The sequence below is a fragment of the Aquirufa sp. genome, from assembly GCF_964796385.1.
In genome coordinates this window covers 1-25,638 of sequence record NZ_CBAUBA010000022.1, presented here as the reverse complement: position 1 = coordinate 25,638, position 25,638 = coordinate 1, and the positions used below count along the sequence as shown (strand labels likewise).

Sequence of the window (25,638 nt, the reverse complement as noted above, 5' to 3'; positions counted from 1 at the left end):
AGCCATGAATAGACGTAATTTTATACATAATATGGCTCATTTGGCAGCAATGCCAGCCTTCATTCCGGGTATGGACTTGTTTCAACAAAATGAGTTGATGCAAAATACCGTGGCGGAAGGTAAGATTCTTATTCTCATCAGGTTAGATGGAGGTAATGATGGATTGAATACGGTCATTCCGTTGGATCAATATGAAAGTTTGAAGAAGGTCCGGCCAGGGGTGATTATACCTGAGTCCAAAATCATTCCGATTAAAGGGACTGCTGCCGGTTTACACCCCGCGATGGGAGGCTTGAATAATTTAATTGAGGAAAAACGCTTAGCGATCATTCAGTCTGTTGGCTATGCTAAACCCAATTATTCCCATTTCCGCTCCTCCGATATTTGGATGTCGGGCTCAGATTCGGATATAAATGTGTCTTCCGGCTGGATGGCGCGTTACATCGAATCCAAACACCCGAATTACCCTAAGGCATATCCCAATGCGAATTTTCCACATCCTTTGTCCATTGAAATCAGCTGGCAATCTAGCTTACTTTTTCAAGGTCAAAATTCATTCACCAGTCTGATCTACAACAACCCAGATAACTTTTACAAGTTGATGAATCCATTTGTCAACACCTATCCGGAGACGTTGCAGGGGTCAAGATTGGCATATTTACAGTTGATCGGCCGACAGTCCCAAGAGTACGGTTCTGTGGTTCAAGCAGCTTATCGGGCGGGTACGACGCCGTTTCCGTTTGAGGAAAATGATTTAGGGAAGCAGTTTAAGATTATTCACCGCCTAATTGCGGGAGGATTGAATACGCGGGTTTATATGTTGCGCTTGGGTGGTTTTGATACGCATGGCCAGCAGGTGGATACACAAGATTTTACGAAAGGCCAACATGCTGTTTTGTTGAAGCAATTGAATGATTCGATTGTCACGTTTATGAAAAACTTGGATGCGCAGAATTTGGGCGATCGTGTCGTGGGCGTAACGTTGTCGGAGTTTGGCAGAACGATTCATTCGAATGGTAGTTCGGGAACGGATCATGGAACTGTTGCGCCAATGTTTGTTTTTGGTAATGCGGTGAAAGGTGGTGTGATTGGTAAGAATCCTGTGATACCGACGAATTATAAAATGAATGAAGATTTGCCGGTGTTATATGATTACCGACAAGCTTATTCGTCTTTATTGAATCAATGGATGGGGTCACCTGCATCCATGAATAAACAGATTTTGTATCGTGAGTTCGAGAAGATTCAATTGATTAAGGATACGTTTGCGGATTCAGATTCGGATGGTGTTCCAGATGTATTCGATCAGTGTGCGAATACTCCACTTGGTACGGTAGTGGACCTAAACGGTTGTCCAGTCTTTAAGCTGCCAGCGGACAATTACTCGATTCAGTTGACAGCCACGACCTGTCCAGGCAGCACAAATGGCTCGCTTCAAATGACATTTAAAGATTTGAAATACACCTATTTGGTTGAAATTAAAGGACCTTCATCGTATGCCAAATCGCTCAAGGCTGTGGCCGGTGCGAAGCAAGTCTTGGATAATTTGGTCATAGGAACCTATACGATTTCCATCACGATTGAGGGGCAAAAGGATTATGTGCAGTTGTTTGATGTTCAGGTAAAACAGCCAGATCCGTTGGCTGTACAAGCGAGTTTGAGTCCAGATAATCAAATTTTAAAACTGGATTTACAGGGGGCGGATTCTTATTTTATTAAGGTTAATGCGCAAACTTTTGAAGTAAAAGCGGGAACGTGGTCGACGGATTTAGTCACAGGGAAAAATCAAATACGTGTGTGGACATCGCAAGATTGTCAGGGTGAGTTTAGTCGGGAGATATTCCGTTCTGAACAGATTCAATGTTTCCCGAATCCGACGATAGGTCCGATGACCGTTTATGTGGCAGGACGAGATCGTGAAGTGGAGATTGGATTGTATGATTTACAAGGAAAGATGTATGCGCGTGCGCTGCATGTGGTGGATGCCATGCGGATGGTTTCTTTAGATTTGAGTTCATATGTTACAGGAACCTATCTGTTGGAAGTAACGGGTCAAACGGTGCAACAACAAGTTAAATTGGTGAAACTATGAGAAAGTATATCGCAATAATCGTGGTGGGATTTTATTTGATGTCTTGCAGCGCTAAGAAGGAGGTAGAAGTTGTGCCAGCGGTACCTGAAAAGGCACCTGAGGCGGTGGAGTTGAGTAAGCCAACGAATAATTCCGTTTGTTTAGTGGGAGCTAATTCGCGTGCGGATGAAGTTCAGTTTACGTGGGTTCCTGCAGCGGGGGCTACGAGTTATGACTTGAAGATTACGAATTTAAAGACAAACACGACGGAGACTAAAAGTTTTCCAACGAGTCCGGCAACGGTTACTTTGGTGACTGGATTACCGTATGAATGGCAGATCGTTTCTAAATCCGTGAAGACGGCGATGACCGCAAGTTCGGCTAAATGGAAGTTTTATTTGACAGGTGCGGGAGAGGTAAGTTATGCTCCATTTCCTGCGAGTTTGACGTTTCCGGCCTCGGGCCAACAAGTCTCTGCGGCTTCGGGACAGTTGAAATTAACCTGGTCAGGATCAGACCCTGACACCGGAAATTCGTTGTTATCGTATGAGGTATTTGTTGACACGGACATTGTCAAAGTTAGGAATCGCGAGGTAGCTACTATAAAATCCAAAACAGAATCCGTAAGTATTCCGGTGAAGTCGGGTGGCACGTATTTTTGGATGGTCAAAACCTCTGATGGGACTTCTACGAGTTATTCGGCTGTGTATGGGTTTCGGGTAAATTAAGTTTCACCAAAAACATGTAGGGGGATTCTCGGAATATTTTCCGTACTTGTTGGCCTAAACCCCAGCACCATGGCTAAAGGCATGAATTCCAAGAAGGCGGATAAGAAGGAACCCGCGAAGACTCCAAAGGAGAAGAAAGAAGAAAAGAGAGAAAAAAAGAAAGCAGGCTATCAATAGATGGCCTGCTTTCTTGATTAAACACCCATTTTACCAATGGCACAGCTTACATAGGACTTCGCTTCTTTGAAAAGCGTATTATTGCCTTTTTCAGGATAGCCCATGCCATCTAATTTTTTGGCGATGGCAGTGCGGTTTAGGTGATCTCCTTCGATGGTGATTTTTTCTTCTTCTAATTCAATATCCACCTGCGTGACTCCCGCTAATTCGAGAATTCCTTTTTTGATGCTCGTCATGCACCCTCCACATTTAATGTTTTCAACGAATAATTCGAGCTTTTTCATATTGCTTGTTTTTTCTGCAAGGTAAAAAAGGCAGGTTAATTGAATCGTGATAAGAATCACAATTTGACTTTTATAAACTGATTTTTGCGCTAAAGAAACTAGCCTAAAAAAGGCAGCCCTCTCGAGCTGCCTTCCATTTTATTTCCCTTTTTTCTGTGCTGCCAGCCACTCCATAATCGTCACAGGTTTCCCGTTGACACGAACTGCCGACCCATCTAAATCTGTTCGTGGTAAGTTCTCATGCAAATATACCCACGACCAGTGGCCATTGTACTGGAAGCCTTTACCGCCATAGAAATTCGTGATGTCATTCACATGATCATAATAGGTGAAATGGACATTTTTCGCACCAGCTGCGCGTAGGCGATCGAAAACGGGCTCAACGGTCAATTTGGGAATAGTCGTCATGTCATCTTTAGAATGCACAAACCAAATCGGCATTTGCTTGATTTTTTGAAGATCGGTATCCGCAATGTATTCAGACCGATATGCTAAAGCACTAATGTATCCCGCCGCAAAATAATCTGGGTACAACAAAATTAATTTTAAAGCCATATACCCACCATTTGAACACCCACCTACATAAATGCGGTTGGCATCAATTTTCGGATTGGATTTGACATAATCCTTAATCAAGGCCATCAATCCTTCGTTATAGATATCGTTGTCTTTACCCTGCGTTCCAACGCCCTTTTCATTGTGCATCCAAGCGCCCGGACATTGTGGCGATAATACATAGGCTCCATCAAATATGGCTTGAATTCCTTCTGACGCATAATTTGCTGCCTTATTTCCTAGCAATGGGATCGTTGGGTCCGTTCCGCCTTCACCTCCACCATGCAACCAAATCACCAGTGGCGACTTCTCTTTTGTTGTTTTTGGCGCATAGGATGCATACGACATGGTTAATTTTTCACTAAATGTATATTTTCCTGTCAAGTCAAATTGATCCACCAAAGGCATGATTTTGCTTGTAGGCGTATCCCAAATTTGTTGGCTCTTCGTATGCATGATCGTCATTGCATAATCTACCCATACATTTCCTTTTCCGCGCAGGTATTGAATAGGTGAGGTGATCGGAGAAGTAGGGCTCACAGCTAATACAAGCGTGATGTTTTTACCTGTTTTTACGCGATTTCCTTGTTCGTCAGAGACATAAGCCGTGACGATATCCCGGGTATTTTGAAGATCAGCAATAGGGCCTGCGGCTGATTTCCGACTGGCAAAAACCTGGTATTCGGATGCCATTACTTTCGAAGTGGTGTCAGCCAAATGAAGGATCACTTTATTGACACCCGCACCCCAGTCAAATCCTTCAACAACATAAGAATAGTTGTCGGTGGGCTTACCTAAAGCGTTTAGGCAAATAAGGAGAGCTAGGCTGAGGAAAAATGATTTTTTCATGTTGAATTGAGTTAGATTTTTTAGTTAATTAGTTGTTAATAGAATAGACTAAGGTCATGATCGACGCACTGGGTACTTGAATCTTTCCATTCCGAACAGATTTAAAAGTTAAATTCTGATGTTCGGCGGTGGTGTAGGTTTTGATTTCGAGTTGGCTAGGCCAATTCATTTCAAATGCATTCCCCATATTAACAAGTACAAATACATTTGATTTTTGATCTGTAAATCCGGTGATTAGGCAATCGGGCTGTTGGATACTTACCTCGAAACGTTTCATGCCTGGCCTGACGAATCTGGAATAATTGCCTAAGGTCCAAAGGGTCTTGGAATCATATAGCTCCGCATCCAATTTGTTGGCATCATTCTCTCCTTTTGTTTGCCCATTAAACGTATAAATCAACCCATCTTTAAAGTCATTTGCGCTGACGGCTAGCCACCAGCTCCAGGATGTTGCGTTTGCATCGTGGATATCTGAATGGATGACTTTGGCGACATATAGCGCTGTTTTCATGCCTAAATCGACTCCGTTGCCTTTTATTTCACCTGCATTATCCCCTAGAATGCAATATTCAGATTGCCAATAATTGATATGCGCTTCTAGTGCTTTTTTGCCAACGGTCTGCCGGAGCGCGACACGTTTACTCGTGGGCGATGTGGTGAAGTAACTATGGCCAGCGATGACCTTTTCCACCATGGGTTCATTCCCGAGATAGTTCGGCGAATTTGCATTGAAAAAATCATCAATTTGGCCATCTTGACCAGGTCGATTGCTTTTGGTGTCAACTAAATAATTCAACTGGCCCGCCTCTGGAATTACAATCCGAGTTTTAGAATTTGTTTGTTGGAATTTTTGAGCAAGCTTACGTGTTGCCCAGGCCAAATCCTGATTGTTGATAGGTGTCCCTTCTTGCGAAGCTTCGCCCGACTTTCCAGGTCCCCAATCCCACTGGGGTTCATTGAATGGGCTTAGGTAGGTGAATTGAAAATGGCTTGAAACGGTCGTGATGAAATCAGTCCACGCATCTATTTTCTCTTTATTGAAGTTCCATTCAGCTAATTTTCCACTCCCGATGGCAAGCCCATTGCGTGTCATTTCTACGGGCGAAGAATTCAAGAAGCCCAATGTATAGGGAACTCCGTTTTTCTTTGCAGCGTCCAAGAAATATTGTTGGCCTTTCTGTTTCTCCCAATCATAGGTGTTGCCTGTGAGAAAACTTTCGGCGCGTCTCCATTCGTTAGTGATTTTACTGGTTTGTCCTTGTTCAAAACTTCCGGCTCCGATATTGAATCGCCATTGCGAAAGACCGATTCCTTTTGGGGTACCTGATGCGTCTGTTTCCAGACTAAAAAGCCATTCGGCAATTTGTTTTTTTTTGCTTTCGGGATAGTATTTTCCGATTATGGCCATGGACCAACAGTCCGACGCACCGAAGCTGTGCATCGTCTGATAAGTCTTGCGGGTATTGAAGGTAATTTGTTGGCCCTGCGCATGTAAACACATCAAAAACAAACCAATCCAGGCGTATTTTTTCATCTAAATCGGGTCGAATCGATGACTAAACATAGGCCTGCTTGGAAGACAATTAATGCGCCGGTTCCATACCAGAACCAATCTCCACCTTGCATTTTATTCATTCCGGCATCAATAGCGAGGGAAAGTCCGCTTCCCGTGAGGAGTAGTCCGCTGGTGGCTTGAAGGACCCAGCGGGTCGTCGATTTATTTTTCATCACTTTAACAGGTTGGAATAGATTGGTTTTCGGGTGTAGGTATCGTCAAACAAAAGTGGATATTCTTTCGGTCTTTTAAAATATCCACGTAACCAGGAGTCACGATCGCTTACATTCCAGAACGTAATGCCGTATTGTTGGTGTTTAGGCAACTCTTGATATGCCTTGAAAACAAGCTCAAATTTTTCTTGCTGAGCCTTTTTGGCCGTTTCATGATAAACAAACGTGGAATCGTTTTTTGGATTTACCGCAATGTCTAATTCAGAAAAATGGATGGTCAGCCCCGTCTTCGCGGATTGATTAATCACGTTAACAAGTTCGTCATTTTTGGAGTTGATGTTGATGTGCATTTGCAGCCCAAGTCCATGAATTGGGATATTCCGGGTTTGCAGATCTTTAACCAGATTTAATATGGCTTGCATTTTTTTTGGCTTGCCGTCTTGACCATAATCGTTGTAAAATAAGATGGCGTTGGGGTCGGCTTCATGGGCCCATTGGAAACTTTTTGCGATGTAGTCGGGAATGTTTTTTGACCAGACCGTTGGCCGTAAACTCCCATCATCCAAGAATGATTCATTGACAACGTCCCAGCCAGCCACTTGGCCTTTATAATGTTTGGCAACGGTTTGGATGTGATTTTTCAACATTTCTTCCCAGGCTTGGGTATCGCCTGAATATTCATTCATCCATTTGGGAACTTGATTATGCCAAACCAGGGTATGTCCATGGATGCGTTTTTGGTGGTCTTTGGCAAAAGCGACAATCTCATCTCCTTTACTGAAGTCGAAGCGATTGGCTTCGGGGTGGACGAGCATCATTTTCATGTGATTTTCTGCCGTGACGCTTGTGAATTCAGTGATTGCTACGTTTCGATAGGCGTTATTTTCTGATACTAATCTAGGATTTATAGATGCGCCGATGGGGAAATTATATCGGTCTTTGAGGTAAGGTGCTTGTCCGTAGGAAATATGGGTCAAGCCGACGAGAATGCCAAAAATTAATGTTTTCATATCAAAAAGGTTTCTGCAAGATAGGAATTATTGTTAATTCGTTTGACTGTCTTAACTACTTGCGAATTTCTTTTTTTTATACTAACTCGCTTATACATAGACACAAACGATATGAAAAAAACTTTTCCAATCCTTACCCTGTTAGCTTGTTTGATATCTACATCATTACTTGCTCAATCTCCCAAAGTTCTTGTGGTTACTGCACATCCAGATGATGAGACTGGTTTTTCAGTTACTATGTTCAAGATTACCCACGAGTTGAAAGGTATTGTGGACATGGCTGTTATGACTGATGGAGGTGGCGGATTTGCGGATTCGCAATTGGGAGCCATGTACTATAACTTGGATTTGACAGATTCCGTTGTGGCTCGTACGCATTTACCTATGTTACGGAAACAAGAAATTATAAATGCCGGGAAAATTATGGGGGTGCGCAATATTTATTTTATGGAGCAACCGGACGACTGGTATACCTTAGATGTGAAGCCTTATATCTCGGGTGAAAACTGGGATATTGGTTATGTAGAACGGCGAATGGATCGGCTGTTGGCCGACCGCGAGTATGATTTCATCATCACCATGTTGCCGCATGCGGGCCAGCATGGACACCATAAAACGTCGGTATTAATGGCATTGCGCGCGGTGCAGCGTTACAAAGGTCCAAACAAACCTATCATTATCGCCGGAAGTCCTATGTCGGCAACGAGTAAGCCCACCGAATTCACCCAATTGGAAGGCTATCCAGAAACGAGAATCAATCCCAATACGCCTACCGTTACATTGAATCGTGCATTTCGGTTTAAAGAGAATGATAAGGTGAGTTATAAGATTGTTGCCGACTGGGTTATTGGCGAATACAAATCTCAGGGAGCGATTCAAGAAAATGGAATTCACAGAACAGATTTGGAAGTATATCGCTATTATGACATTAATGATCCGAAGGGTTTAGTGAAAGTTCAGAAACTATTTGAGGCCTTGGCGAAAAGTGGTTTTGCTGCGCCTGGAAAGTAAACTAGGTAGATAAGGATGGAATAGGCGCATTTCTATTTAGGACACTCATGACCAGTTTTTTGACTATCAACATTTCCTCGGGATTACTCGATGCGACAAACAGCGTTAATCCCGCTAACGCATCATTGCTAATTAAAGGTTTAGTAGCCGCATTGAAAAGCAACTTGTTTTTAGCTAGAAATAATGGAAAGCTGGCTGCTGCAATGCGTTTGTTCCCATCGACAAACGCATGATTTTTAACAATGAGGTAGAGAAGCATCGCTGCTTTTTCTTCAATGGAAGGGTAAAAGTCGGCTTGCCCCCAACCTTGTTTTATTTGATTAATGGCGCTATCAAATCCGCCATCTTTTATTTTTCCAAAAACCTTTGAATTGAATTCGCTGCACATCACTTTGATAAGCTCTTGATATTCAGTCGGGCTAGGATAGGAGGGAGTTGCCGTATGATTTCCATATGTTTCAAGTGCCTCATGGTCATAGTCATCAAGCAACTGTAAGCCTTGATTAAACTGTTGGAGCCAATCAAAACCCTCAGAAGTATGTAGCTTTTCTTCTATCGCCCGACTTAATATGCGAATGCCATCATGCAGCACTTGGATTTCTTTGTTTTTCTGATTGAGTCGTTTTTCATTTAGGGCAATGCCTTCAATCAAGTACTCTTTTAGTCGCTGCGTGGCCCATTGACGGAATTGAGTACCACGATTTGATTTGACTCGATATCCTACGGATATAATGACATCAAGACTAAATTTTGAAATTGGTTTGTCGGATTTAGCAATATGCATTTTTTGCATATTGCTAAATTGATTTAATTCACCCTCATGGAAGACATTATTAATGTGTCTTGAAATTACGGATTGATCTCGATCAAATAGAATTGACAGCTGTTCTTGACTTAGCCAAACAGAATCATTATGAACTTCTACACTTAATTTGATGCCATCCTTACTTTCGAATATTTCTATTTGATTTTCCATTTTGCTTTTTTTCTTCCAAACGAATACGTATAATTTTTGGTATGAAAAAACCATTTAGATAGCCAGATTATCAACTACTTGATCATTTGAATTCTAGATTTCCGGTCAGGTTTTTAGCGCATTTTATTTATCTTTAATGCTTACCTGCAGCAACGCTATGAAAAAAACAGCTTTACTATTTCTATTCGTATCCCACATCATTTTTGGCCAAGTGCCTAGTCCCAAATCTCATTTTGGATTTTCAATCGGCGATAATTACCACCTAGCCACTTTTATCCAAACCGAAGCCTACTTACAAAAAGTATCGAAAGCTTCGCCCCGGGTAAAATTGCAATCCATCGGCAAAACAGAAGAAGGAAGAAACCAATACATGGTCATTGTTTCCGATCCCAAAAACATCAAGAATTTAGCCAAATACAAAGCCATCTCTCAACGCCTCGCTCGTGCAGAAGGCCTCTCTGAATCCGAAGCGAAGGCGCTAGCTAAAGAAGGCAAAGCAGTCGTTTGGATCGATGGCGGTTTACACGCCACGGAGACTGTAGGCATACACCAATGGATCGAATCCATTTACCAATTTACCACACGCACCGACGAGGAAACGAAGCGTATCTTAGAAAATACCATCATCCTTTTTGTACATGCGAATCCAGATGGACAAGAGCTTGTTTCTGATTGGTACATGCGCAAGGCGGATACGCTTAAGCGGTCCACAGAGCATTTGCCCCGACTGTACGAAAAGTATATCGGACATGATAATAATCGAGATTTCTACATGATGAATATGAGCGAGTCGGCAAATATGTCGCGCCAACAATACATCGAGTGGATGCCCCAGATTCTTTATAATCACCACCAAACAGGTCCAGAAGGAACAGTAGTTGCCGGACCTCCCTACCGAGATCCGTTTAATTATGTCTATGATCCACTATTAGTTACCGGAATCGACGCCTTAGGAGCGGCGATGAGTTCGCGTTTAAATGCGGAAGATAAACCAGGCTATACGATGAAATCGGGATCTGTTTACTCGACTTGGTGGAATGGGGGACTTCGCACGACGGCTTACTACCATAATATTATTGGATTGTTAACGGAAATCATCGGAAGTCCGACGCCACAAACTGTTCCATTGGTGCCGAGCCGTTTGATTCCTAATTCGGCAACTCCTTTTCCGATTACACCCCGGAAATGGTTTTTTAAAAACTCCATCGACTATTCACTTTCGCTAAACTATGCGGTGCTGAATTATGCAACACGCTATCGTGAAGAAGTATTGATGAATATCTACAAAATGGGTCGCAAATCCATTGAACTTGGTTCCAAAGATTATTGGACCCTTTCGCCGAACAAAGTGGAGAAATTGACTAGCATAGCAGGGACCAATCTCAGGTCAAAAAGTGACAGTTTATTTAGTGTCGTTTATAAAAATCCTGAAACACGAGATGCCCGAGCCTACATCATCACAGCTGATCAATCGACCACACGTTTTACTTTTGTAAATATTTTGTTGAAAAGTGGAATTCGGGTTGATAAAGCTACAAAAGCTTTTGAATTCAACGGAAAGAAATATCCGCAAGGGTCGTTTGTTGTTCAAACCAATCAAGCTTTTCGCCCGCATGTGATTGACATGTTTGAGCCACAAGATCACCCGAACGATTTCCAATATCCTGGAGGTCCTCCGGTGCGTCCGTACGATTCGGCTGGTTGGACACCTGCCTTTACGATGGGTATTCAGTTTGATCGGATATTAACCGACTTGCAAGCACCGTTGGAAACGATTCCGTATGGCCAACTGCAAATGAGCGCGCAATCATTTGAAGCAGCTAATTTCTATGCATTCCCTACCTCAGATAATACGTCATTTACCTTGTTGAATGACTTATTGAAAGCGGGCGTTGAAGTGACCAAAACAAAAGACGCATTTTATGTCGCGCACAGTTCAGCTGCTTCGTTGATCCTTTCGAAGTCTACGGTGAAGATTACGCCTTTGGCAAATCTTCCTAAACAAGATTCGAAAAAAGTAGGCGCTAAGCGCATTGGTCTTTGGGACGTATATGGTGGTTCGATGCCGTCTGGTTGGTTGCGCTGGATTTTAGAACAACATCATTTTGATTTCAAATTGGTCTTTGCCAAAGAAATCGACAAAGGTAATTTACGCGCTAAATTTGACGCAATCATTTTTGTTAGCAGAGCTATTCCAAGTGTGAAAGTAGAAGCACCCAACCAGTATTCTGGTAGAGAGCCCGTGGAAGCGGATATTCCTGCTGAATACCAAGAAACATTGGGTAAAATTACCGCAGCAAAATCGATTCCTTCGTTGCGTGCTTTCTTAGAAGCGGGTGGAGATATCATCACGATTGGTTCAAGCGCTAATTTAGCTTACCACTTGAATCTGCCGGTAAAAAATGCCTTAGTTGAGGTGGTCGCTGGTAATGAACGTGATTTGCCAGGTGAGAAATTTTATATCCCGGGTAGTGTGATGCAGGTTGCGGTGGATCATGGGGTGGAGGCCAACTGGGGTATGACGCCAAAAGCAGATGTTTATTTCAGTGCGAGTCCCGTATTTAATTTATCCGCGGAGGCGATTGCGCATGGCAACCTAATTCCATTGGCTTGGTATGCATCAGATAAAACCTTACGAAGCGGATGGGCTTTTGGTCAGACGTATTTGAAGGATGGTATTGCTGCTTTTCAAGCGAAAGTGGGCAAAGGTAACTTGTTCGTTTACGGTCCTGAGATTACTTTCAGAGGACAAACCCACCATACGTTTAAGATGGTATTTAATCAATTGTTTGAAACTAAATAGGTAATGCAAAAAAGATTTTGGGTACTTTTTGTATTGGCTGTATTCTCAATAATTACCTATTTAGATCGAACATCTATATCGATTACGGGTAGTCAAATTACCGAGGATCTTCATTTAACTGAAAAAGAATTCGGGTGGATCATGGGTTCCTTTGCATTCGCATATGGAATATTTGAAATACCTGTTGGCCTATGGGGAGATTTTAAGGGTCCCAAATCCGTGCTCTTTCGCATTGTGCTTTCTTGGTCCGTATTTACGATTCTGACGGGATTTTCGTATTCATTTACCATGTTATTTATCATCCGATTTTTATTCGGATTAGGAGAGGCAGGAGCCTATCCAAACGCTACGATTGTTGTTGCCCGGTGGTTCCCAAAACAAGAAGCTGGTCGGGCGCAATCATTCATTTGGATAGCTAGTCGGCTTGGTGCTGCTTTGGCACCATTCTTAGCAATTTACATTATGTCGATCTGGGGATGGCGTTATGTATTTTACATTTTTGGAGGACTAGGGATTATTTGGGCTTTCTTTTGGGCATATTGGTTTCAGAATGAGCCTAAGGATATGCCTGGTATTGAAGAAGCAGAACTTGCCCATATTGAGTTAGGACGTGAGGTTAAAATTCCTCAAAATAATCTGGCGGTGTTCTTAAAAATTATTAAAACCCCCAATGTCTGGGCCTTAATGAGCATGTATCATTGCCTGCTTTATGGCGCTTATTTTTATCTTTCTTGGATGCCCAAATATTTAAAAAATGGCAAAGGTATTGACGATGCGCACATCGCTTTTTTAGCCTCATTGCCGTTTATCTTAGGTACTGTCGGTTGTTTTAGCGGTGGTTTTTTATCCGATTTTATCGCCCGGAAAAAGGGATTAAAATGGGGCAGGAGATCTGTGGGAATGTTCGGATTGGTGATGTCGGGTTGTTGCATGCTTGGTTCTACGTTTATCCCAGACCCTACTGTCTCCATTATTATATTAGCTTTTGGACTCGCTTTTAAAGACTTTACCTTACCCGTTTCTTGGGCTACCTCTGCCGACATCGGTGGTCAAAATTCAGGTGCTGTTGCCGGTGCGATGGGTATGGCGGGCCAGTTAGGTTCTACTGTCATGTCGATTGCCTTTGGCTATATTTTAACCGCCACAGGGAGTTGGGATATCCCCGTTCGCATCATCGGAGTTGTGGTTATTTGTGGAGGTTTACTTTGGTTAAGAATTGATCCTACCAAGAAAATAGCATTCTAGATTTTAAGGAATACTAATTCGACTGTGTTAGAATTTTTTAAGAAAGAAGTGATCAAAAATGATAACGCTATCGATTCAATATTTAAATAAGGGACACCTGTTTTGGATCAAAATGTGAGACTTTATTTTTCACACTAGTAGGATAAAGATTTTTCAATTTGAACTATTTCCCTCAAGATCAATAACCCCAAAAACCGCGTGAAGGTTATCATTTATGGCGGAACCAACAATCTGTTCGCTCCGTTTCGTATAATTTAAAAACGGTATTTACCGGTGGTCCTGAAATAAGTTGATCCGCATATTGCGTTCGAGCTAAGTAATTGAACGCACCCATATCGCCGGTATAGGCTGTTTTGTTGTTGGCATTATACCGTTCATGCAATTCACATAGCTTTTCTAGGAAGCCATAGAAACTTGAAAAATGCCCACCAATAATACCGCAATTGAGCAACGTATCCTTCCCAAAACGATTTTCATAGGCTGCATAATCAGCAATTTGTTCACGTAAATGCGTGGCGTGATCGCGCATCCATTCATTGTCAAGTACTTTAGCTTCATCTCCACAAAAAATAGCATCGGGTTGATTAATGAATCGTACATCTTCAAACGGATTTGAAATCAGAACAACATCGGAAACATCTGTCACAAAGACAGCGCTTAACGGCGTGTGTTGGTTTTTCAAGTAGTCGAGGTAAACGAAATACCGAAAGACATTAGGGTTGAATGCGGGGTTATGATGAATGCCAACAAATGAAATAAATTCATTGGTATAGGTTTCGCAGGTTTCTTGGCTCAGATTATTATGGAAAAGAACGCCTTTGATTTTAGCTGCTGCTATGGATTCGGCCCAAGATTGAATTAAGGAATAATCGTCATGTGCCAGCGTCACATTTCGATTAACATCAAAAACGCCTGTGATGTGACAGGCCATGATGAGCGAATCGCTTGGTTTGTAATCAGGAAGACTCATTAATCAGAAATGATTAAATTTTCTTTTTTTATGGTCGAGCATGTACTATTAGGGTTATTCCGGTAGTAGATGTAAGTCCTTAACGCCACTTTTTTTGTTGGAAATTGCGCCAATGCCTTTTCATAAAAATGTGAATCTGCCGCAAATCCTCCTTCAAAATCAATCGCATCAAATACGTGTTTCCGACCAAAAAGCGTCCCAAATAATATTACATCATCTAAATGAATATGCTTGGATAAATCGTTTTTATCGGGGACATAATAGTCATCTTGCGAATCAACAATCGTTTCGGTGGTGGAACAAATTAAATCTACATCATGCATTTCGCGCAAACAGGCACTTAAGTGATTTGATTTGTATTCATCATCGCTATCTAAGATGGTTATGAATTCCCCTTGACTATTCCAAACTCCCCGATTTATGGAATCGGCTTGTCCTTGATTGCGATGGCGTATATAAATAATTTTGTCCTCATGCGCTTCCACCAGACGTAACAAAGATTCCCGGTCATTCGTATAACTTCCATCATCAATAATGATTAATTCGAATTGCTGAAAATCTTGATTAAGGACCGAATTTATAGCTCGTTTGGTAACTTCAAAGGCAGTGTTATACAAAGACATTAACACTGAAATTTTTACCGGAATGGACATAAAATAATATTTAGGCTAATTTAACGCCGTAAAATTAGCTTTATAAAGCTTACAAAACTAATGATTTGGAGCGCTTTGAATTTAAGCGAAGGATTTATGCATTACTGCTTTTTCGATTATTTATGAGGTAGAATGCCAAAATAGAGAAAGCAAACCCAATAAAAATCAGAAAGTAATTGATTGGTTTTTCAGCAGTCAGCGACATTCTCAATAAAATAGTCGTAATGATAAAACTTGCGTTTCGGAATATCATGTAAAATGAAAAGTGGTACATAAACGAAACAATCAGTAAAAAAACATCCATGAAAATCATTACCGTGAAGAAATCACCGTAAAACACAGTATTGGGATTGGGGTAATTTTGGTTGGACTGCATCGCAGTGTACAATTCCATTACCCAACTTCCCAAACTTGAAAAACTTAATAAAAACAATATAATCATCATCATAAATGACATGACTTTTTTGATGGCAACAAAATGTTGAATATCAGTAATCGCCTCTGATCGCTGCGAATTCTTGTAAATCTTGTAGTAAAACATGGTGGCTGCAAGCATCAACAAAGAGGCAATCAAATCATAGACAAGACTTAATAAATGGACATCTTCGATGGAAAGCGCTTTTCCAAAATCTAAATCTGCAATGTCATGGAAAAAACTTCTCAGCGTGATGAGTGTAATTACCTCAAATTGCTTGCCAATAAACTCGGAAATAGATTTGGGTATTATGATAACCAACAGCAAGACTTCATAAAACAAAATGAAACTAAAAGGTGTATAAATAGCCTTTAAGTAGCTGTGTTGGAAATCGCTAAAATAGGTAACATTATTCGATAAATATATAAAAGCCAAATGGAGAACAAACGCAAGCAAAGCAAGCCTTAGGATGATTAACTCTACGATTCTTACTCGTTTGGGATTTACGAGATGATCGAAGAATTGACTAAAATTTTCCAGATAACTCAACATATAAACTTACGTTTGGTCAAATTTAGCGCAATCGAAAACCGATTGGGTTTTTATTTAGTCGTAATCTTCTTTGCTTTTGGTAATGGCTTTTCCTCATTTTGTTCCAAAACTTCTATTTGGTCTTGAACAATTTCTTTGAGCGAATTATCAAAATAGACGCCATCTGATTCCATGTCAGCAATGTTACGGTGCATTGCCTTATAAATCAATTTTTTATCTTCTTTTGTTAGCGATTTATTAGATGCAAGGTTTCCAACAAAATTTACTAAGCCAGCCCGAGGGCCTGTTTCTTTTTGGAAAACATAGGTCTCATTTTCCATAACGGCAAACTCCCTGTAAACCGCAATAATAAATACGATAAACAATGTCGATATAATTGCTGTGAGTAAAATAATATCCATATCCATTATTTTTTCAATTTAGAGTTGATAAAATTTAATAAACCTAGGATTGTTGGCGGCCATAAACCTATAAAGATGGCCTTGTCTTTGTCGCCAACTACCAAATACAGGTATTCGCTGACAAAAATGACAATGATGACAACAACGATAATTAGAATTTCTGAAGCTTTAAATTTTTTAAACATGACGAATTTTTTTAGTATAAATCTGTAGTAATTTTTGGAAATATAAACAGATTATTTTTTTGGTTGAATAAAGTTGTAAAACAAATTTAAGGCCGCAGAAATCTGCGGCCTTAAAAAGTTATAGCTTATTATTTTGGAAGTACAACCGTATCAATTACGTGTACAATTCCATTACCAGCTTTCAAGTCCGTAGCAACAACCGTCGCTACACCACCTTTTTCGTCAGTCAATACAACCTTGCCATTTTTAACAGAAGCCGTAATTGTTCCACCGCTAACTGTTTTTAACGCCAAAGAACCTTTTGCATCTGCTATAGCTTTCACTACAGTTGCTGCATCAAATGTTCCCGCGATTACATGGTATGTAAGTACTTTAGTTAATGTAGCCTTATTCTCAGGCTTTAGTAAATAGTCTACCGTTCCTGCTGGTAACTTAGCAAATGCAGCATTCACCGGAGCGAAAACCGTAAATGGTCCCGCACTTTGTAATGTTCCAACTAGTCCAGCTGCCTTTACTGCCGCTACTAATGTTGTGTGATCTGGAGATCCTACCGCTACATCTACAACTGTTGTCTGTGCATTAGATGCGAATGACAAGCCGATTAAAGCGATTAATGATAAAGCAATTGATTTTAATTTCATTTCTATTTGTTTATGTTCTTGCATATAACTCTTTAATTATCAATTAGTTTTAAAATTAGGTCGATATGGATCTAGGAAATTATCGATTCGTGCCAATAAGCCAGATAGAGGCACTTTAAGTGCCTCAGATGCGTCTAAATTTATTTTCATACGATATGGTGCACAAAAGCTGCATCAGATTCATTTAATAGAAAAGCACTTTCATTCTCAACGAAATTTGGTACTTATTGATTGCTATTTGGCCTAGGTAGATTTTTCAAAAAGGCCATTACGCGTACATCTATTTTCTTGAAAATCTCGTATTTTTAGTTACTCGAAATTAGCTACCATATCTGAATATGAAATTTCTACTCTTTTTGCTTTTCATACTTGCATCGTCCATCCAGGGTAAGGCCCAGCAGATTAATCTGATGCCCATGCCCTCCTCCATCAAATTGAGTAATAAAAATTTCCGACTTACCCCAAATTTTGCCTTTAGTATCTCAGGAATTTCGGATAAAAGACTAAATAAAGAGTCAAGCCGATTCATGCAACGCGTATCCGAGCGAACCGGTCTTTTTTTTAAAACATGGAACATCACAGATAAAAATTTTAATAATCCCTTTGCGCCACTTAAAATTCATTCCCTTAGCAAAGGGGTCGTGCAAATGGACATGGAGGAGTCCTATGAACTCAATATTGACGAATCAAAAGTAACAATTCATGCCAAAAGCGATATCGGTGCCATACGAGCTTTGGAAACTTTATTGCAACTCATTGCATCCGACGCAAAAGGGTTTTATTTTCAGGGCGCAAGCATACAAGACAATCCCCGATTTGCTTGGCGCGGATTATTACTTTCACAGCCCTATCATTTTATGCCAATGGACGTTGTCAAAAGAACGCTCGACGCCATGGCAGTGGTGAAAATGAACGTTTTTCATTTGTACATCAGCGACGATCAAGGGTACACGATTGAGTCCAAAGTTTTTCCTAAACTTCACCAACAGGCATCGGGGGGTAATTATTTTACGCATGCACAAGTGGCTGAAATCATTGAATATGCTGACCAACGGGGCATCCGAGTTATCCCAGAAATTGACCTTCCTGGCCACTCAACGGCTATTTTAACCGTATTCCCTGAGTTGGCCTCCACTAAAAAAGCCTATGTTTTACAAGATCATTGGGGGGTGTTTGATCCAACGATCGACCCAACACAAGAGCGCACGTATGTTTTTTTAGATACCCTTCTGACGGAAGTGGCCTCCTTATTTCCAGATCATTATTTTCACATTGGAGGCGACGAAAATACAGGAAATGATTGGGCGAAAAACCAGGATATTCAAGCTTTTATGAAGGAAAATAAGCTAAACGATGCTGTCTCACTGCAAAATTATTTCAATAAACGAATCCAAAAAATTCTCAAGCGCTCAGGCAAAATTACCGTTGGCTGGGATGAAATTTTAATGAAGAAAATGGATGATTCGACAGCGAAACAATATTTTGAAGCTGGGAACTTCAATCAATTAATCGAGTCAGATGTCCCCAAAGATATTGTGGTTCAATCATGGCGTGGCATGGAGGCTTTATTATCCTCCGCAAAAAATGGATATAAAAGTATCCTCTCTAAAGGCTATTACATTGATTTGGTTCAACCCACCTATTATCATTATTTAAACGACCCCATCCCATTTTTAAATAAAGTTATTATACCCGATAGTGAAGCCAATTTCAATCGGTTCGAGTCGGAAATCATTAAAAAAATCCAACAGGGGGAAAGGATTCTGAGCCCCTCAGAAGAGAAATTGATTATTGGGGGAGAGGCCACAATGTGGACCGAGCATGTGAGCCTGGAAACTATTGATTCAAGGCTTTGGCCTAGAACCGCTGCCATTGCGGAGCGTTTGTGGTCGCCTGCTGATGTTCGCGATGTGGATGATATGTACAGAAGATTGGAAATCATTTCACTCCATTTGGAATGGGTAGGTTCGACGCATTTGAAAAACAAATCAATGATGCTGAGGCGCTTAGCTGGATCGGATAACATTCAAGCCTTGGAACCGGTAGTCGAATTTATTGAGCCCCTAAAAGGATACAAAAGAAATGAAGCCAATAACTTTACCAAATATTCGCCCTATACGTTATTGGTTGATGTCGCGATTCCCGACCCAACGGCATTGAGAAATTTCAATAAGCTTTTGGAGTCTTTTCTGCGGATTCCTTCCGATGCTACGATGGAAAAGTTAGTTAAGCAGTTCCAAAAATGGGAAAATAACCACAGCATTATTCAAAAAATGGCAATCTCAAATCCATTGTTGGCCGACCTATTAACCCATTCCGCCTCGCTGCATGCCATTTCTAAACAAAGTGTCGCGCTTCTAAATCTTAAAAAGGCCAAGAAGAAACCGAGCGACTTACAAATCAATACCTACGCACAATTATTGAAAAAATCCATGAAGCCAGCTGGGTACTGTGAATTATCAATCGCAGAATCCTTACAAAAAATCATTCCTTTTTTAAGGCGAAACTAAATTCAATTTTTCGAAGGTTTGGCATGATATGCTGCTAATCCCTCCATCGGGGATTTGTTAACTGAACCAAATTGCATCTTGAATTTTTGACATGTTAGCTCAAGTATCTGCTTAAAATGGTAGCCTACCGACCCCACGCAATTGAAACTCATTTGTTGATAATCGGGATATTGGCTAACCAAGTTTGTGAAAAAGTCATCAAAGCTTTCCTCCACAAGATTCCGTACATACGGATGTTCCACATGGGCGTGGAGAAAGACACTGAAACTAGCACAAAATCGATTCGCATGTGGTTTAGCGTAAAGCGCATCCATGATGTCGGAGACAGATAATCGATAAGTCTCTACAAATAACGTTGATAGTTCCAATGGAAGAAATCCACGTAAGTAACTGGTCAATAATTTTTTCCCAAGGTAACATCCACTTCCTTCATCACCTAAAATATATCCCAGTGAATCTATATTTTGAACGATCTGCCCATTTCGAAATAAGCCACTATTAGCCCCTGTTCCAAGAATAGCAATAAACCCATCCGAATTACCCAATGCGCTTCTTGCCGCACCCAATAGATCTAGTTCAACTTGAACACGTGCATTGACAAAAAAAACATGCATAGCTTGTTCAATGAACTGTATTTTATCAGGAAAACAGCCCGCCCCATAAAAATAGATTTGTTGGACCTCCGCCGGAGTCACATTTGGCAACATAGCACTTTGCAAGGCATGTACAATTTGGTCTTGGTCTGAAAAATACGGATTGAATCCAATCGTTTCAAATCGATGCTCTTTGCCCTGATGATCCAGTAAACACCAAAGCGTTTTGGTTGACCCACTATCTGCAATCAATATCATACGGCGTCTATTTTAAATTTATTTCCCAAGAGATGGCCATATTTGGCATAATATAGAATAAAGCCATAACACGGAATTACTAACCAATAGCCTTGGTGCGGGGAGAATTGATCAGCTAAATAACCATAAATCAAAGGCAATATAGCTCCGCCTCCTATCGCCATGATGAGAAAAGATGAACCTATTTTGGTAAATGACCCCAAGCCATTTAATGCGAGTGGCCAAATTGACGGATAAATAAGCGCGTTAGCCAGGCCCAGTAAGGCAATAAAACTTAGCGATGTCTTGCCCTCCGTAACTAGTGCCAAAAGGCAAAACACAATCCCTGAAAACGCCGAGATTTGTAAAGCCCTCGCCTGAGATATGTATCTAGGGATGAGAATTATTCCGATTAAATAACCTATGAGCATGCCTGACAGGGTAAAACTCGTAAAGAATTTGGCTGTTGACAATGCAATCCCCTGCGAAGCCCCGAAGAGAATAATGCTATCCCCCGCAATGACTTCCACACCTACGTATAAAAATAGGGAAACCGCTCCCAGTAATAGATGTGGGAACTGTAAAATACTCGTTTTTGACGTTTCAGTAGGCCCAACTACCTCATTCTCTTCCGATGCAATTTCAGGAAGGTCGACACGGTAAATATAGGCTGCAATGAATAGTAAAACGACCGTCATCATTGCGTAAGGCGCCATGACTTTATTGGCAATTTCTTGCAGGAGTAGTGCTTTTTTTTCTAAATTATCGGCCGCGCTTTCTAACGCTTGCAAATCAGAATCGTTTAAGATAATCGTGCCTAGGGCAATCGGTGCGATGATTCCAGCTATCCCATTACTGATTCCCATTAGGCTAATTCGTCTTGCAGCACTTTCGATTGGCCCCAATTTAACTACGTACGGGTTTGCGGCTGTTTGAAGAATTGCCAAACCACTTCCTTGAATAAATTGACCAATCAAGAACACTGTAAAGGTTCTCGAATATGCGGCAGGAATAAACAAAAGCGTCCCAATCGAAATCAGAATTAAGCCTAAAACCATCCCATTTTTATAGCCTGTTTTTTTCAATAAAACCGCTGATGGTACCGCCAAGATTAAATACGAAATGTAAAAGGAAAACGCGACCAAATAGGATGAGGCATTTGTCAACTGACACGTAATTTTCAAATAAGGAATTAAGACTGAGCCTAACCAAGTCACAAATCCAAAAACAAAAAACAAAATACCGATCACCCACAGGTTTTTTGCGTAAGGATTATTTTCTTCGGGGACTACGTCCGCTGACCTGACTTGCGCGTGATTCATTTAGTTCGTATAAAATCCAAGGCCATTTTTACACTTCCTTGTTCCATCAAGAGGTCTTTGGCTTTTTCGTATGACGTAATTCCTGATTTTTCCATTAGCATCTTAACAGCCCTGTCGGTTATTTTATCATTAATTAATTTAACATGAACCATTCTATTATCCTCCACGCGACCTAACTGAATCATGGTGGTCGTACTGATCATATCAAAAATCATTTTTTGAGCCGTAGCACACTTCATGCGTGTACTGCCACAAATAAACTCAGGTCCCGTAATCACCTCAACGGGGAAATCCGCATGTGCAGCGATGGCCGACTGCGGATTACTCACAATACAACCTGTCGTTATCCCCTTTTCTTGGCATTGTTTTAAAGCAGCTAATACAAATGGTGTAGTTCCACTGGCAGAAATCCCCAAAACAAAATCCTTTGTTGATATATTTCTGTGTGCCAACATCGCCCAAGCAGCCGTGACATCATCTTCTTTTTCTTCGAGAGCTAGCACAAGATTTTCAGTACCACCAGCTAAAATTGCGTCAATCAAACCGGGTTCAATGCCGTAGGTAGTGGGTAGTTCGATCACGTCAAGAACGGATAGTCGGCCCCCACTTCCTGCTCCAACGTAAAACATTCTTCCACCGGATGTAAGTTTGGCCACGATTTGCTCAATAAGCGCATTTATCGCGGGTAATTCTTTTTCGATTGCATGTGCGACCGACTTGTCTTCTGCATTAATAGCAGCGGTCAATTCTTGAATTGATTTTTTCTCTAAATCTCGATGCGCGCCGACCTGCTCAGTTATTGGTGTCATGTGAACAAATTAAAATGAATGAATTTAAATTTTGATGAATATATTCTTTTGGTATAACATGTACGCCGGAATGAAATTGACACCCACATACATTAATGAAAACATCATACTCGCCACGTTAGGAGCGAATCCTATTTGGGTAGCGCCCTGAAAAAATAATTGATTCAGTGGCAATTCCCCCCAAGGTATTCCATAAAAAATTGGCGCTAGTAAATCCCCTAAAGTATACACAATGATGGCATTCATTCCATAAATAATGCCAAAATTAGCCCATTTTTGGTATCCAAGTACATCAATGAAATACATCGCGCTGGCTAAAGTCATGGCAGCTAATCCCGATGTGAACATAACGAAGGAGCTACTCCAAAGATTTTCATTTAGGCCAAATTGCCCGTTCCAAATTATACCCATAATAAAAGACACGAAGCCGCCTGCATAGAGCATAATTATTTTCTGTTCCTGTGTACGTTTTGAAAGTAAACAAGTACCCACGAGCATTCCAGTTATGGTTGTGACGAGCGAAGGAAACGTGCTTAAAATCCCTTCGGGATCCCAATTTCCTTGCCACATTTTGCCCGGTAAAAATTGTTGGTCTACCCACGCTGCCAAATTAATACCCGGTTCTAACATCACTTTGCCATACCCCGGGGTCGCAATTGTCGTCATGGCAACACCGTAGGCGATGAGAATTATGGCTCCAATGATTCCTTGTTGTTTGCAATTCGTATGTAAAAACAAGACACTACAAAGCAGAAAAACAATGGCTATGCGGTGCAGGGTACCTGTCCATCGCACTTCTTCCCAACTAAAATTTTCAATAAGTCCAATGGTATTTAAAAACATGCCCAGTGCAAAAATCTTTCCTGCCCGGATCAAAATTTTCGAATACATACTACTTGGTTTTGCCCCGGCTTTAAGCCGACGGCTATAAGCAAAAGAGATGGAGACGCCCACAATAAATAGAAAAAAGGGGGCAATTAAATCGGTGAACGAAATACCCCACCAATGCGTATGCGATAAAGGTTTAAAAACATGCGCGTCGTTGCCAGGAAAGTTCACTAAAATCATCGCGGCAATTGTGAATCCGCGGAATGCATCTAGTGAAAGTAGCCGTTTATCATCCATAATTTTCATCGTTTTACTTGATGCATATTTTATATGAATTTCAGCTTCCAATAATTGAAAACTATTTTTTCTGTTTTGGCGCGCTGATTATGTTTAAATACCTGCCCATCCAGTAAGGTAATAACCAAATATCACCGGCACTATGCTCTGAATTTCCATTGCTTCGGGTATAATCCATTGTAAACATATTTCCATTGTGGCGCTGAATAGGTCGCTCATCTGGAGGCAAAACATGTTTGGTTGTTTGATTTCGAAAATTTGGTTACAATTTTTCTATGTCACCTCTGTGGCTATTTGCTATTGCCCAATCCACTAAGTCAAGTGGATGTTCACGTAAATACCAAGCCGCTTCGTCTAAATCAAATTTTTGCGTCCCTGTCAGCGCCGTAAAAATATTCCAAGCACCTTCTTTTTCAGGCCGTTCAATTTCCCAATGATCCAGAATTGATTGCTTAAAACTAGCTTTCAATGTATCATTTAATGCATAGCGATATAAACCCCAGTAGCCAACAAAATACATTTCATCGTCGGAATGATTCCAACCATCCGAAAGGTTTTGGGCATGTGGATCTGCGTTTGTGGGTGCATGACCAATTTCTTTCATTGGTCGCATCAAATTTTCATAATACCCATATTTTTGCATGAGTTCGAAGGCCTTTTGTTTGTAAATCGGTTTTTTTGTAAACCGATAGGCTGTTTGCAACATCGCTACGATATTGGATGAATTGAGCTTGCGGTCCCCCACATGAATGGAAAATCCATTCACATAGTCCGGATTCCATTTTCCCCAAAGGGTGGGTTTTCCATCGAAATCAATGAGGTACAAATTGTTTTTGATGATGTGCGACATCAACGTATCTATCAAGACAATTGAACGTTTTTTAAGATCCGGAACATCTACGAGTTCGGCGAGCGCACCAAAAGCAAAAATATGGCCAATTACTTCATCTGAGGAGGTTGTCGATTTCCAATCCCACTCAGGTTCAGGTGAATGTTGCCAGCGTTCCGGATCCGATAGTTGCGAAATAAAACCGCGTCTTTCATAAGATCGAGCAGGAAATCCAGGGACAGGATTTACGGTGTATAATCGTTCCATAGACTCAAATGCCTCACGTATATTTGCTAATGCCTCCGCTTCTTTAGTAACTGCATACCTGAATATTTCTCCACCCAAATACATCGATGTCCATAAGCCATCGTTATCAGAATCTGATAAATAACCTGTGTTGACATTTCCATGGTCCATTCCGTTTAAATGGGCATTAAATCCATGGCGAATGTGCCTTTCTCGCACTTGAGCCTCATAATACATGGCTTTTTCATGTAAGGTCATCGACTTAAAACAAATCTGACTCAATCCTGTATTACTCAAAATTAAAATTGAATTTTTAGGGCCCTCTGAAATAGCAGTAACGTGGTTACCTGTTAGCCAGCGCTCCCCTTGGTAGTAATCGAATTTGCCATCTTTTCGCAAAGCAAATGCCCCATTCATAGAACCAAACCAAACTTTATCGCCACTAATTTTAACCGCTGTTATAGATTTTACCGGAATTTTTTGTTGGAGCTCACCTTGTTTTTGAGTCAACAAATCAATTTTAAAATAGCCTTCAGTCGTACCTATAATTCCTGCGTTTGCTTGTATGTCAAAAGCAGTGAAATTTTTACCCGACGTCCATAAGGTTAGTTGGCCTAATGAAGGATCAAAACGGTGTAATCCGCGCGTTGTTAATACCCAAAAATGTCCAGCCGTTGGATCATGCCGAATGGCTAATACGGTATCGTCGCTTA

At 41.0% G+C, this 25,638-nt stretch carries 23 protein-coding genes; 6 read left to right on the top strand and 17 right to left on the bottom strand.

The genetic code is table 11. The features are described from left to right. Positions 1–4 precede the first annotated feature (4 nt). Entirely contained in the window at positions 5–2,092 is a 2,088-nt protein-coding gene (locus AC1W6K_RS07940) for a DUF1501 domain-containing protein (RefSeq protein ID WP_481947086.1), read from the top strand. Next, positions 2,089–2,799, top strand: coding sequence for a hypothetical protein (locus AC1W6K_RS07935; protein ID WP_481947085.1), 711 nt, complete (start codon positions 2,089–2,091; stop codon positions 2,797–2,799). Before AC1W6K_RS07940 ends, AC1W6K_RS07935 begins: the two co-directional genes overlap by 4 nt. A 194-nt stretch (positions 2,800–2,993) precedes the next feature. Here AC1W6K_RS07935 and AC1W6K_RS07930 read toward each other — a convergent pair whose 3' ends face one another. The 5 genes from AC1W6K_RS07930 to AC1W6K_RS07910 form a co-directional block, all read right to left on the bottom strand. Beyond that, complete coding sequence (locus AC1W6K_RS07930; RefSeq protein ID WP_481947084.1) at positions 2,994–3,260, bottom strand: heavy-metal-associated domain-containing protein; 267 nt, start codon at positions 3,258–3,260, stop codon at positions 2,994–2,996. Positions 3,261–3,398: 138 nt separating this feature from the next. Beyond that, positions 3,399–4,664, bottom strand: a complete 1,266-nt coding sequence (locus AC1W6K_RS07925) for a prolyl oligopeptidase family serine peptidase (protein WP_481947083.1) — start codon at positions 4,662–4,664, stop codon at positions 3,399–3,401. 28 nt (positions 4,665–4,692) lie between these two features. Continuing rightward, the gene (locus AC1W6K_RS07920) at positions 4,693–6,198 is read right to left on the bottom strand and encodes a glycoside hydrolase (RefSeq protein WP_481947081.1); all 1,506 of its coding nucleotides are present in this window, start codon (positions 6,196–6,198) and stop codon (positions 4,693–4,695) included. Then, on the bottom strand, positions 6,195–6,392 hold the full coding sequence (locus AC1W6K_RS07915) for a hypothetical protein (protein ID WP_481947080.1): 198 nt from the start codon (positions 6,390–6,392) through the stop codon (positions 6,195–6,197). The genes AC1W6K_RS07920 and AC1W6K_RS07915 overlap by 4 nt, the downstream gene beginning before the upstream one ends. Further along, on the bottom strand, positions 6,392–7,402 hold the full coding sequence (locus AC1W6K_RS07910) for an endo-1,4-beta-xylanase (protein ID WP_481947079.1): 1,011 nt from the start codon (positions 7,400–7,402) through the stop codon (positions 6,392–6,394). Before AC1W6K_RS07910 ends, AC1W6K_RS07915 begins: the two co-directional genes overlap by 1 nt. Before the next feature lie 111 nt (positions 7,403–7,513). Here AC1W6K_RS07910 and AC1W6K_RS07905 point away from each other — a divergent pair, with 111 nt between their 5' ends. Further along, entirely contained in the window at positions 7,514–8,413 is a 900-nt protein-coding gene (locus AC1W6K_RS07905; protein WP_481947078.1) for a PIG-L family deacetylase, read from the top strand. Position 8,414: 1 nt separating this feature from the next. Here AC1W6K_RS07905 and AC1W6K_RS07900 read toward each other — a convergent pair whose 3' ends face one another. Further along, entirely contained in the window at positions 8,415–9,389 is a 975-nt protein-coding gene (locus AC1W6K_RS07900) for a virulence RhuM family protein/type II toxin-antitoxin system death-on-curing family toxin (RefSeq protein WP_481947077.1), read from the bottom strand. A 157-nt stretch (positions 9,390–9,546) separates the two neighbouring features. On the opposite strand from AC1W6K_RS07900, the gene AC1W6K_RS07895 reads away from it, so the two are divergent. After that, on the top strand, positions 9,547–12,192 hold the full coding sequence (locus tag AC1W6K_RS07895) for a M14 family metallopeptidase (RefSeq protein WP_481947076.1): 2,646 nt from the start codon (positions 9,547–9,549) through the stop codon (positions 12,190–12,192). A gap of 3 nt (positions 12,193–12,195) precedes the next feature. Further along, positions 12,196–13,437 (top strand): MFS transporter, encoded by a 1,242-nt coding sequence (locus AC1W6K_RS07890; RefSeq protein ID WP_481947075.1) that lies wholly within the window; start codon positions 12,196–12,198, stop codon positions 13,435–13,437. Positions 13,438–13,645: 208 nt separating this feature from the next. Here AC1W6K_RS07890 and AC1W6K_RS07885 read toward each other — a convergent pair whose 3' ends face one another. From AC1W6K_RS07885 to AC1W6K_RS07860, 6 genes are all read right to left on the bottom strand, one after another. Beyond that, a complete protein-coding gene (locus AC1W6K_RS07885) occupies positions 13,646–14,407 on the bottom strand; it encodes a hypothetical protein (protein WP_481947074.1) in 762 nt (253 codons plus the stop codon). Next, on the bottom strand, positions 14,407–15,060 hold the full coding sequence (locus tag AC1W6K_RS07880) for a glycosyltransferase family 2 protein (RefSeq protein ID WP_481947073.1): 654 nt from the start codon (positions 15,058–15,060) through the stop codon (positions 14,407–14,409). Before AC1W6K_RS07880 ends, AC1W6K_RS07885 begins: the two co-directional genes overlap by 1 nt. Before the next feature lie 94 nt (positions 15,061–15,154). After that, on the bottom strand, positions 15,155–16,027 hold the full coding sequence (locus AC1W6K_RS07875; protein ID WP_481947072.1) for a hypothetical protein: 873 nt from the start codon (positions 16,025–16,027) through the stop codon (positions 15,155–15,157). Positions 16,028–16,077: 50 nt separating this feature from the next. Beyond that, positions 16,078–16,428 carry a hypothetical protein gene (locus AC1W6K_RS07870; RefSeq protein ID WP_481721032.1) on the bottom strand — a complete coding sequence of 117 codons (351 nt, stop codon included), beginning with the start codon at positions 16,426–16,428 and terminating at the stop codon, positions 16,078–16,080. 5 nt (positions 16,429–16,433) lie between these two features. Further along, on the bottom strand, positions 16,434–16,613 hold the full coding sequence (locus AC1W6K_RS07865; protein WP_481721030.1) for a hypothetical protein: 180 nt from the start codon (positions 16,611–16,613) through the stop codon (positions 16,434–16,436). 128 nt (positions 16,614–16,741) lie between these two features. Continuing rightward, the gene (locus tag AC1W6K_RS07860) at positions 16,742–17,254 is read right to left on the bottom strand and encodes a fasciclin domain-containing protein (protein WP_481721028.1); all 513 of its coding nucleotides are present in this window, start codon (positions 17,252–17,254) and stop codon (positions 16,742–16,744) included. Between the two features lie 338 nt (positions 17,255–17,592). Between AC1W6K_RS07860 and AC1W6K_RS07855 the strand changes: the two genes are divergently transcribed. After that, positions 17,593–19,764, top strand: coding sequence for a beta-N-acetylhexosaminidase (locus AC1W6K_RS07855; protein WP_481947071.1), 2,172 nt, complete (start codon positions 17,593–17,595; stop codon positions 19,762–19,764). A 2-nt stretch (positions 19,765–19,766) separates the two neighbouring features. On the opposite strand, the gene AC1W6K_RS07850 is transcribed toward AC1W6K_RS07855, so the two are convergent. The 5 genes from AC1W6K_RS07850 to AC1W6K_RS07830 form a co-directional block, all read right to left on the bottom strand. Next, on the bottom strand, positions 19,767–20,615 hold the full coding sequence (locus AC1W6K_RS07850) for an N-acetylglucosamine kinase (RefSeq protein ID WP_481947070.1): 849 nt from the start codon (positions 20,613–20,615) through the stop codon (positions 19,767–19,769). Further along, positions 20,612–21,916, bottom strand: coding sequence for a sugar MFS transporter (locus AC1W6K_RS07845; protein ID WP_481947069.1), 1,305 nt, complete (start codon positions 21,914–21,916; stop codon positions 20,612–20,614). The genes AC1W6K_RS07850 and AC1W6K_RS07845 overlap by 4 nt, the downstream gene beginning before the upstream one ends. Beyond that, positions 21,913–22,725 (bottom strand): N-acetylmuramic acid 6-phosphate etherase, encoded by an 813-nt coding sequence (locus AC1W6K_RS07840; protein ID WP_481947068.1) that lies wholly within the window; start codon positions 22,723–22,725, stop codon positions 21,913–21,915. The genes AC1W6K_RS07845 and AC1W6K_RS07840 overlap by 4 nt, the downstream gene beginning before the upstream one ends. A gap of 24 nt (positions 22,726–22,749) precedes the next feature. Beyond that, positions 22,750–23,850 carry an acyltransferase family protein gene (locus AC1W6K_RS07835; RefSeq protein WP_481947067.1) on the bottom strand — a complete coding sequence of 367 codons (1,101 nt, stop codon included), beginning with the start codon at positions 23,848–23,850 and terminating at the stop codon, positions 22,750–22,752. A gap of 262 nt (positions 23,851–24,112) precedes the next feature. Continuing rightward, positions 24,113–25,638: hypothetical protein (locus AC1W6K_RS07830; protein WP_481947066.1), on the bottom strand; the 1,526-nt coding region annotated here is incomplete at its 5' end.

Excerpts from the sequence above, each read along its gene's own strand:
- AC1W6K_RS07940 (WP_481947086.1), top strand. The coding sequence starts at position 5 with ATGAATAGACGTAATTTTATACATAATATGGCTCATTTGGCAGCAATG.
- AC1W6K_RS07935 (WP_481947085.1), top strand. The coding sequence starts at position 2,089 with ATGAGAAAGTATATCGCAATAATCGTGGTGGGATTTTATTTGATGTCT.
- AC1W6K_RS07930 (WP_481947084.1), bottom strand. The coding sequence starts at position 3,260 with ATGAAAAAGCTCGAATTATTCGTTGAAAACATTAAATGTGGAGGGTGC.
- AC1W6K_RS07925 (WP_481947083.1), bottom strand. The coding sequence starts at position 4,664 with ATGAAAAAATCATTTTTCCTCAGCCTAGCTCTCCTTATTTGCCTAAAC.
- AC1W6K_RS07920 (WP_481947081.1), bottom strand. The coding sequence starts at position 6,198 with ATGAAAAAATACGCCTGGATTGGTTTGTTTTTGATGTGTTTACATGCG.
- AC1W6K_RS07915 (WP_481947080.1), bottom strand. The coding sequence starts at position 6,392 with ATGAAAAATAAATCGACGACCCGCTGGGTCCTTCAAGCCACCAGCGGA.
- AC1W6K_RS07910 (WP_481947079.1), bottom strand. The coding sequence starts at position 7,402 with ATGAAAACATTAATTTTTGGCATTCTCGTCGGCTTGACCCATATTTCC.
- AC1W6K_RS07905 (WP_481947078.1), top strand. The coding sequence starts at position 7,514 with ATGAAAAAAACTTTTCCAATCCTTACCCTGTTAGCTTGTTTGATATCT.
- AC1W6K_RS07900 (WP_481947077.1), bottom strand. The coding sequence starts at position 9,389 with ATGGAAAATCAAATAGAAATATTCGAAAGTAAGGATGGCATCAAATTA.
- AC1W6K_RS07895 (WP_481947076.1), top strand. The coding sequence starts at position 9,547 with ATGAAAAAAACAGCTTTACTATTTCTATTCGTATCCCACATCATTTTT.
- AC1W6K_RS07890 (WP_481947075.1), top strand. The coding sequence starts at position 12,196 with ATGCAAAAAAGATTTTGGGTACTTTTTGTATTGGCTGTATTCTCAATA.
- AC1W6K_RS07885 (WP_481947074.1), bottom strand. The coding sequence starts at position 14,407 with ATGAGTCTTCCTGATTACAAACCAAGCGATTCGCTCATCATGGCCTGT.
- AC1W6K_RS07880 (WP_481947073.1), bottom strand. The coding sequence starts at position 15,060 with ATGTCCATTCCGGTAAAAATTTCAGTGTTAATGTCTTTGTATAACACT.
- AC1W6K_RS07875 (WP_481947072.1), bottom strand. The coding sequence starts at position 16,027 with ATGTTGAGTTATCTGGAAAATTTTAGTCAATTCTTCGATCATCTCGTA.
- AC1W6K_RS07870 (WP_481721032.1), bottom strand. The coding sequence starts at position 16,428 with ATGGATATTATTTTACTCACAGCAATTATATCGACATTGTTTATCGTA.
- AC1W6K_RS07865 (WP_481721030.1), bottom strand. The coding sequence starts at position 16,613 with ATGTTTAAAAAATTTAAAGCTTCAGAAATTCTAATTATCGTTGTTGTC.
- AC1W6K_RS07860 (WP_481721028.1), bottom strand. The coding sequence starts at position 17,254 with ATGAAATTAAAATCAATTGCTTTATCATTAATCGCTTTAATCGGCTTG.
- AC1W6K_RS07855 (WP_481947071.1), top strand. The coding sequence starts at position 17,593 with ATGAAATTTCTACTCTTTTTGCTTTTCATACTTGCATCGTCCATCCAG.
- AC1W6K_RS07850 (WP_481947070.1), bottom strand. The coding sequence starts at position 20,615 with ATGATATTGATTGCAGATAGTGGGTCAACCAAAACGCTTTGGTGTTTA.
- AC1W6K_RS07845 (WP_481947069.1), bottom strand. The coding sequence starts at position 21,916 with ATGAATCACGCGCAAGTCAGGTCAGCGGACGTAGTCCCCGAAGAAAAT.
- AC1W6K_RS07840 (WP_481947068.1), bottom strand. The coding sequence starts at position 22,725 with ATGACACCAATAACTGAGCAGGTCGGCGCGCATCGAGATTTAGAGAAA.
- AC1W6K_RS07835 (WP_481947067.1), bottom strand. The coding sequence starts at position 23,850 with ATGGATGATAAACGGCTACTTTCACTAGATGCATTCCGCGGATTCACA.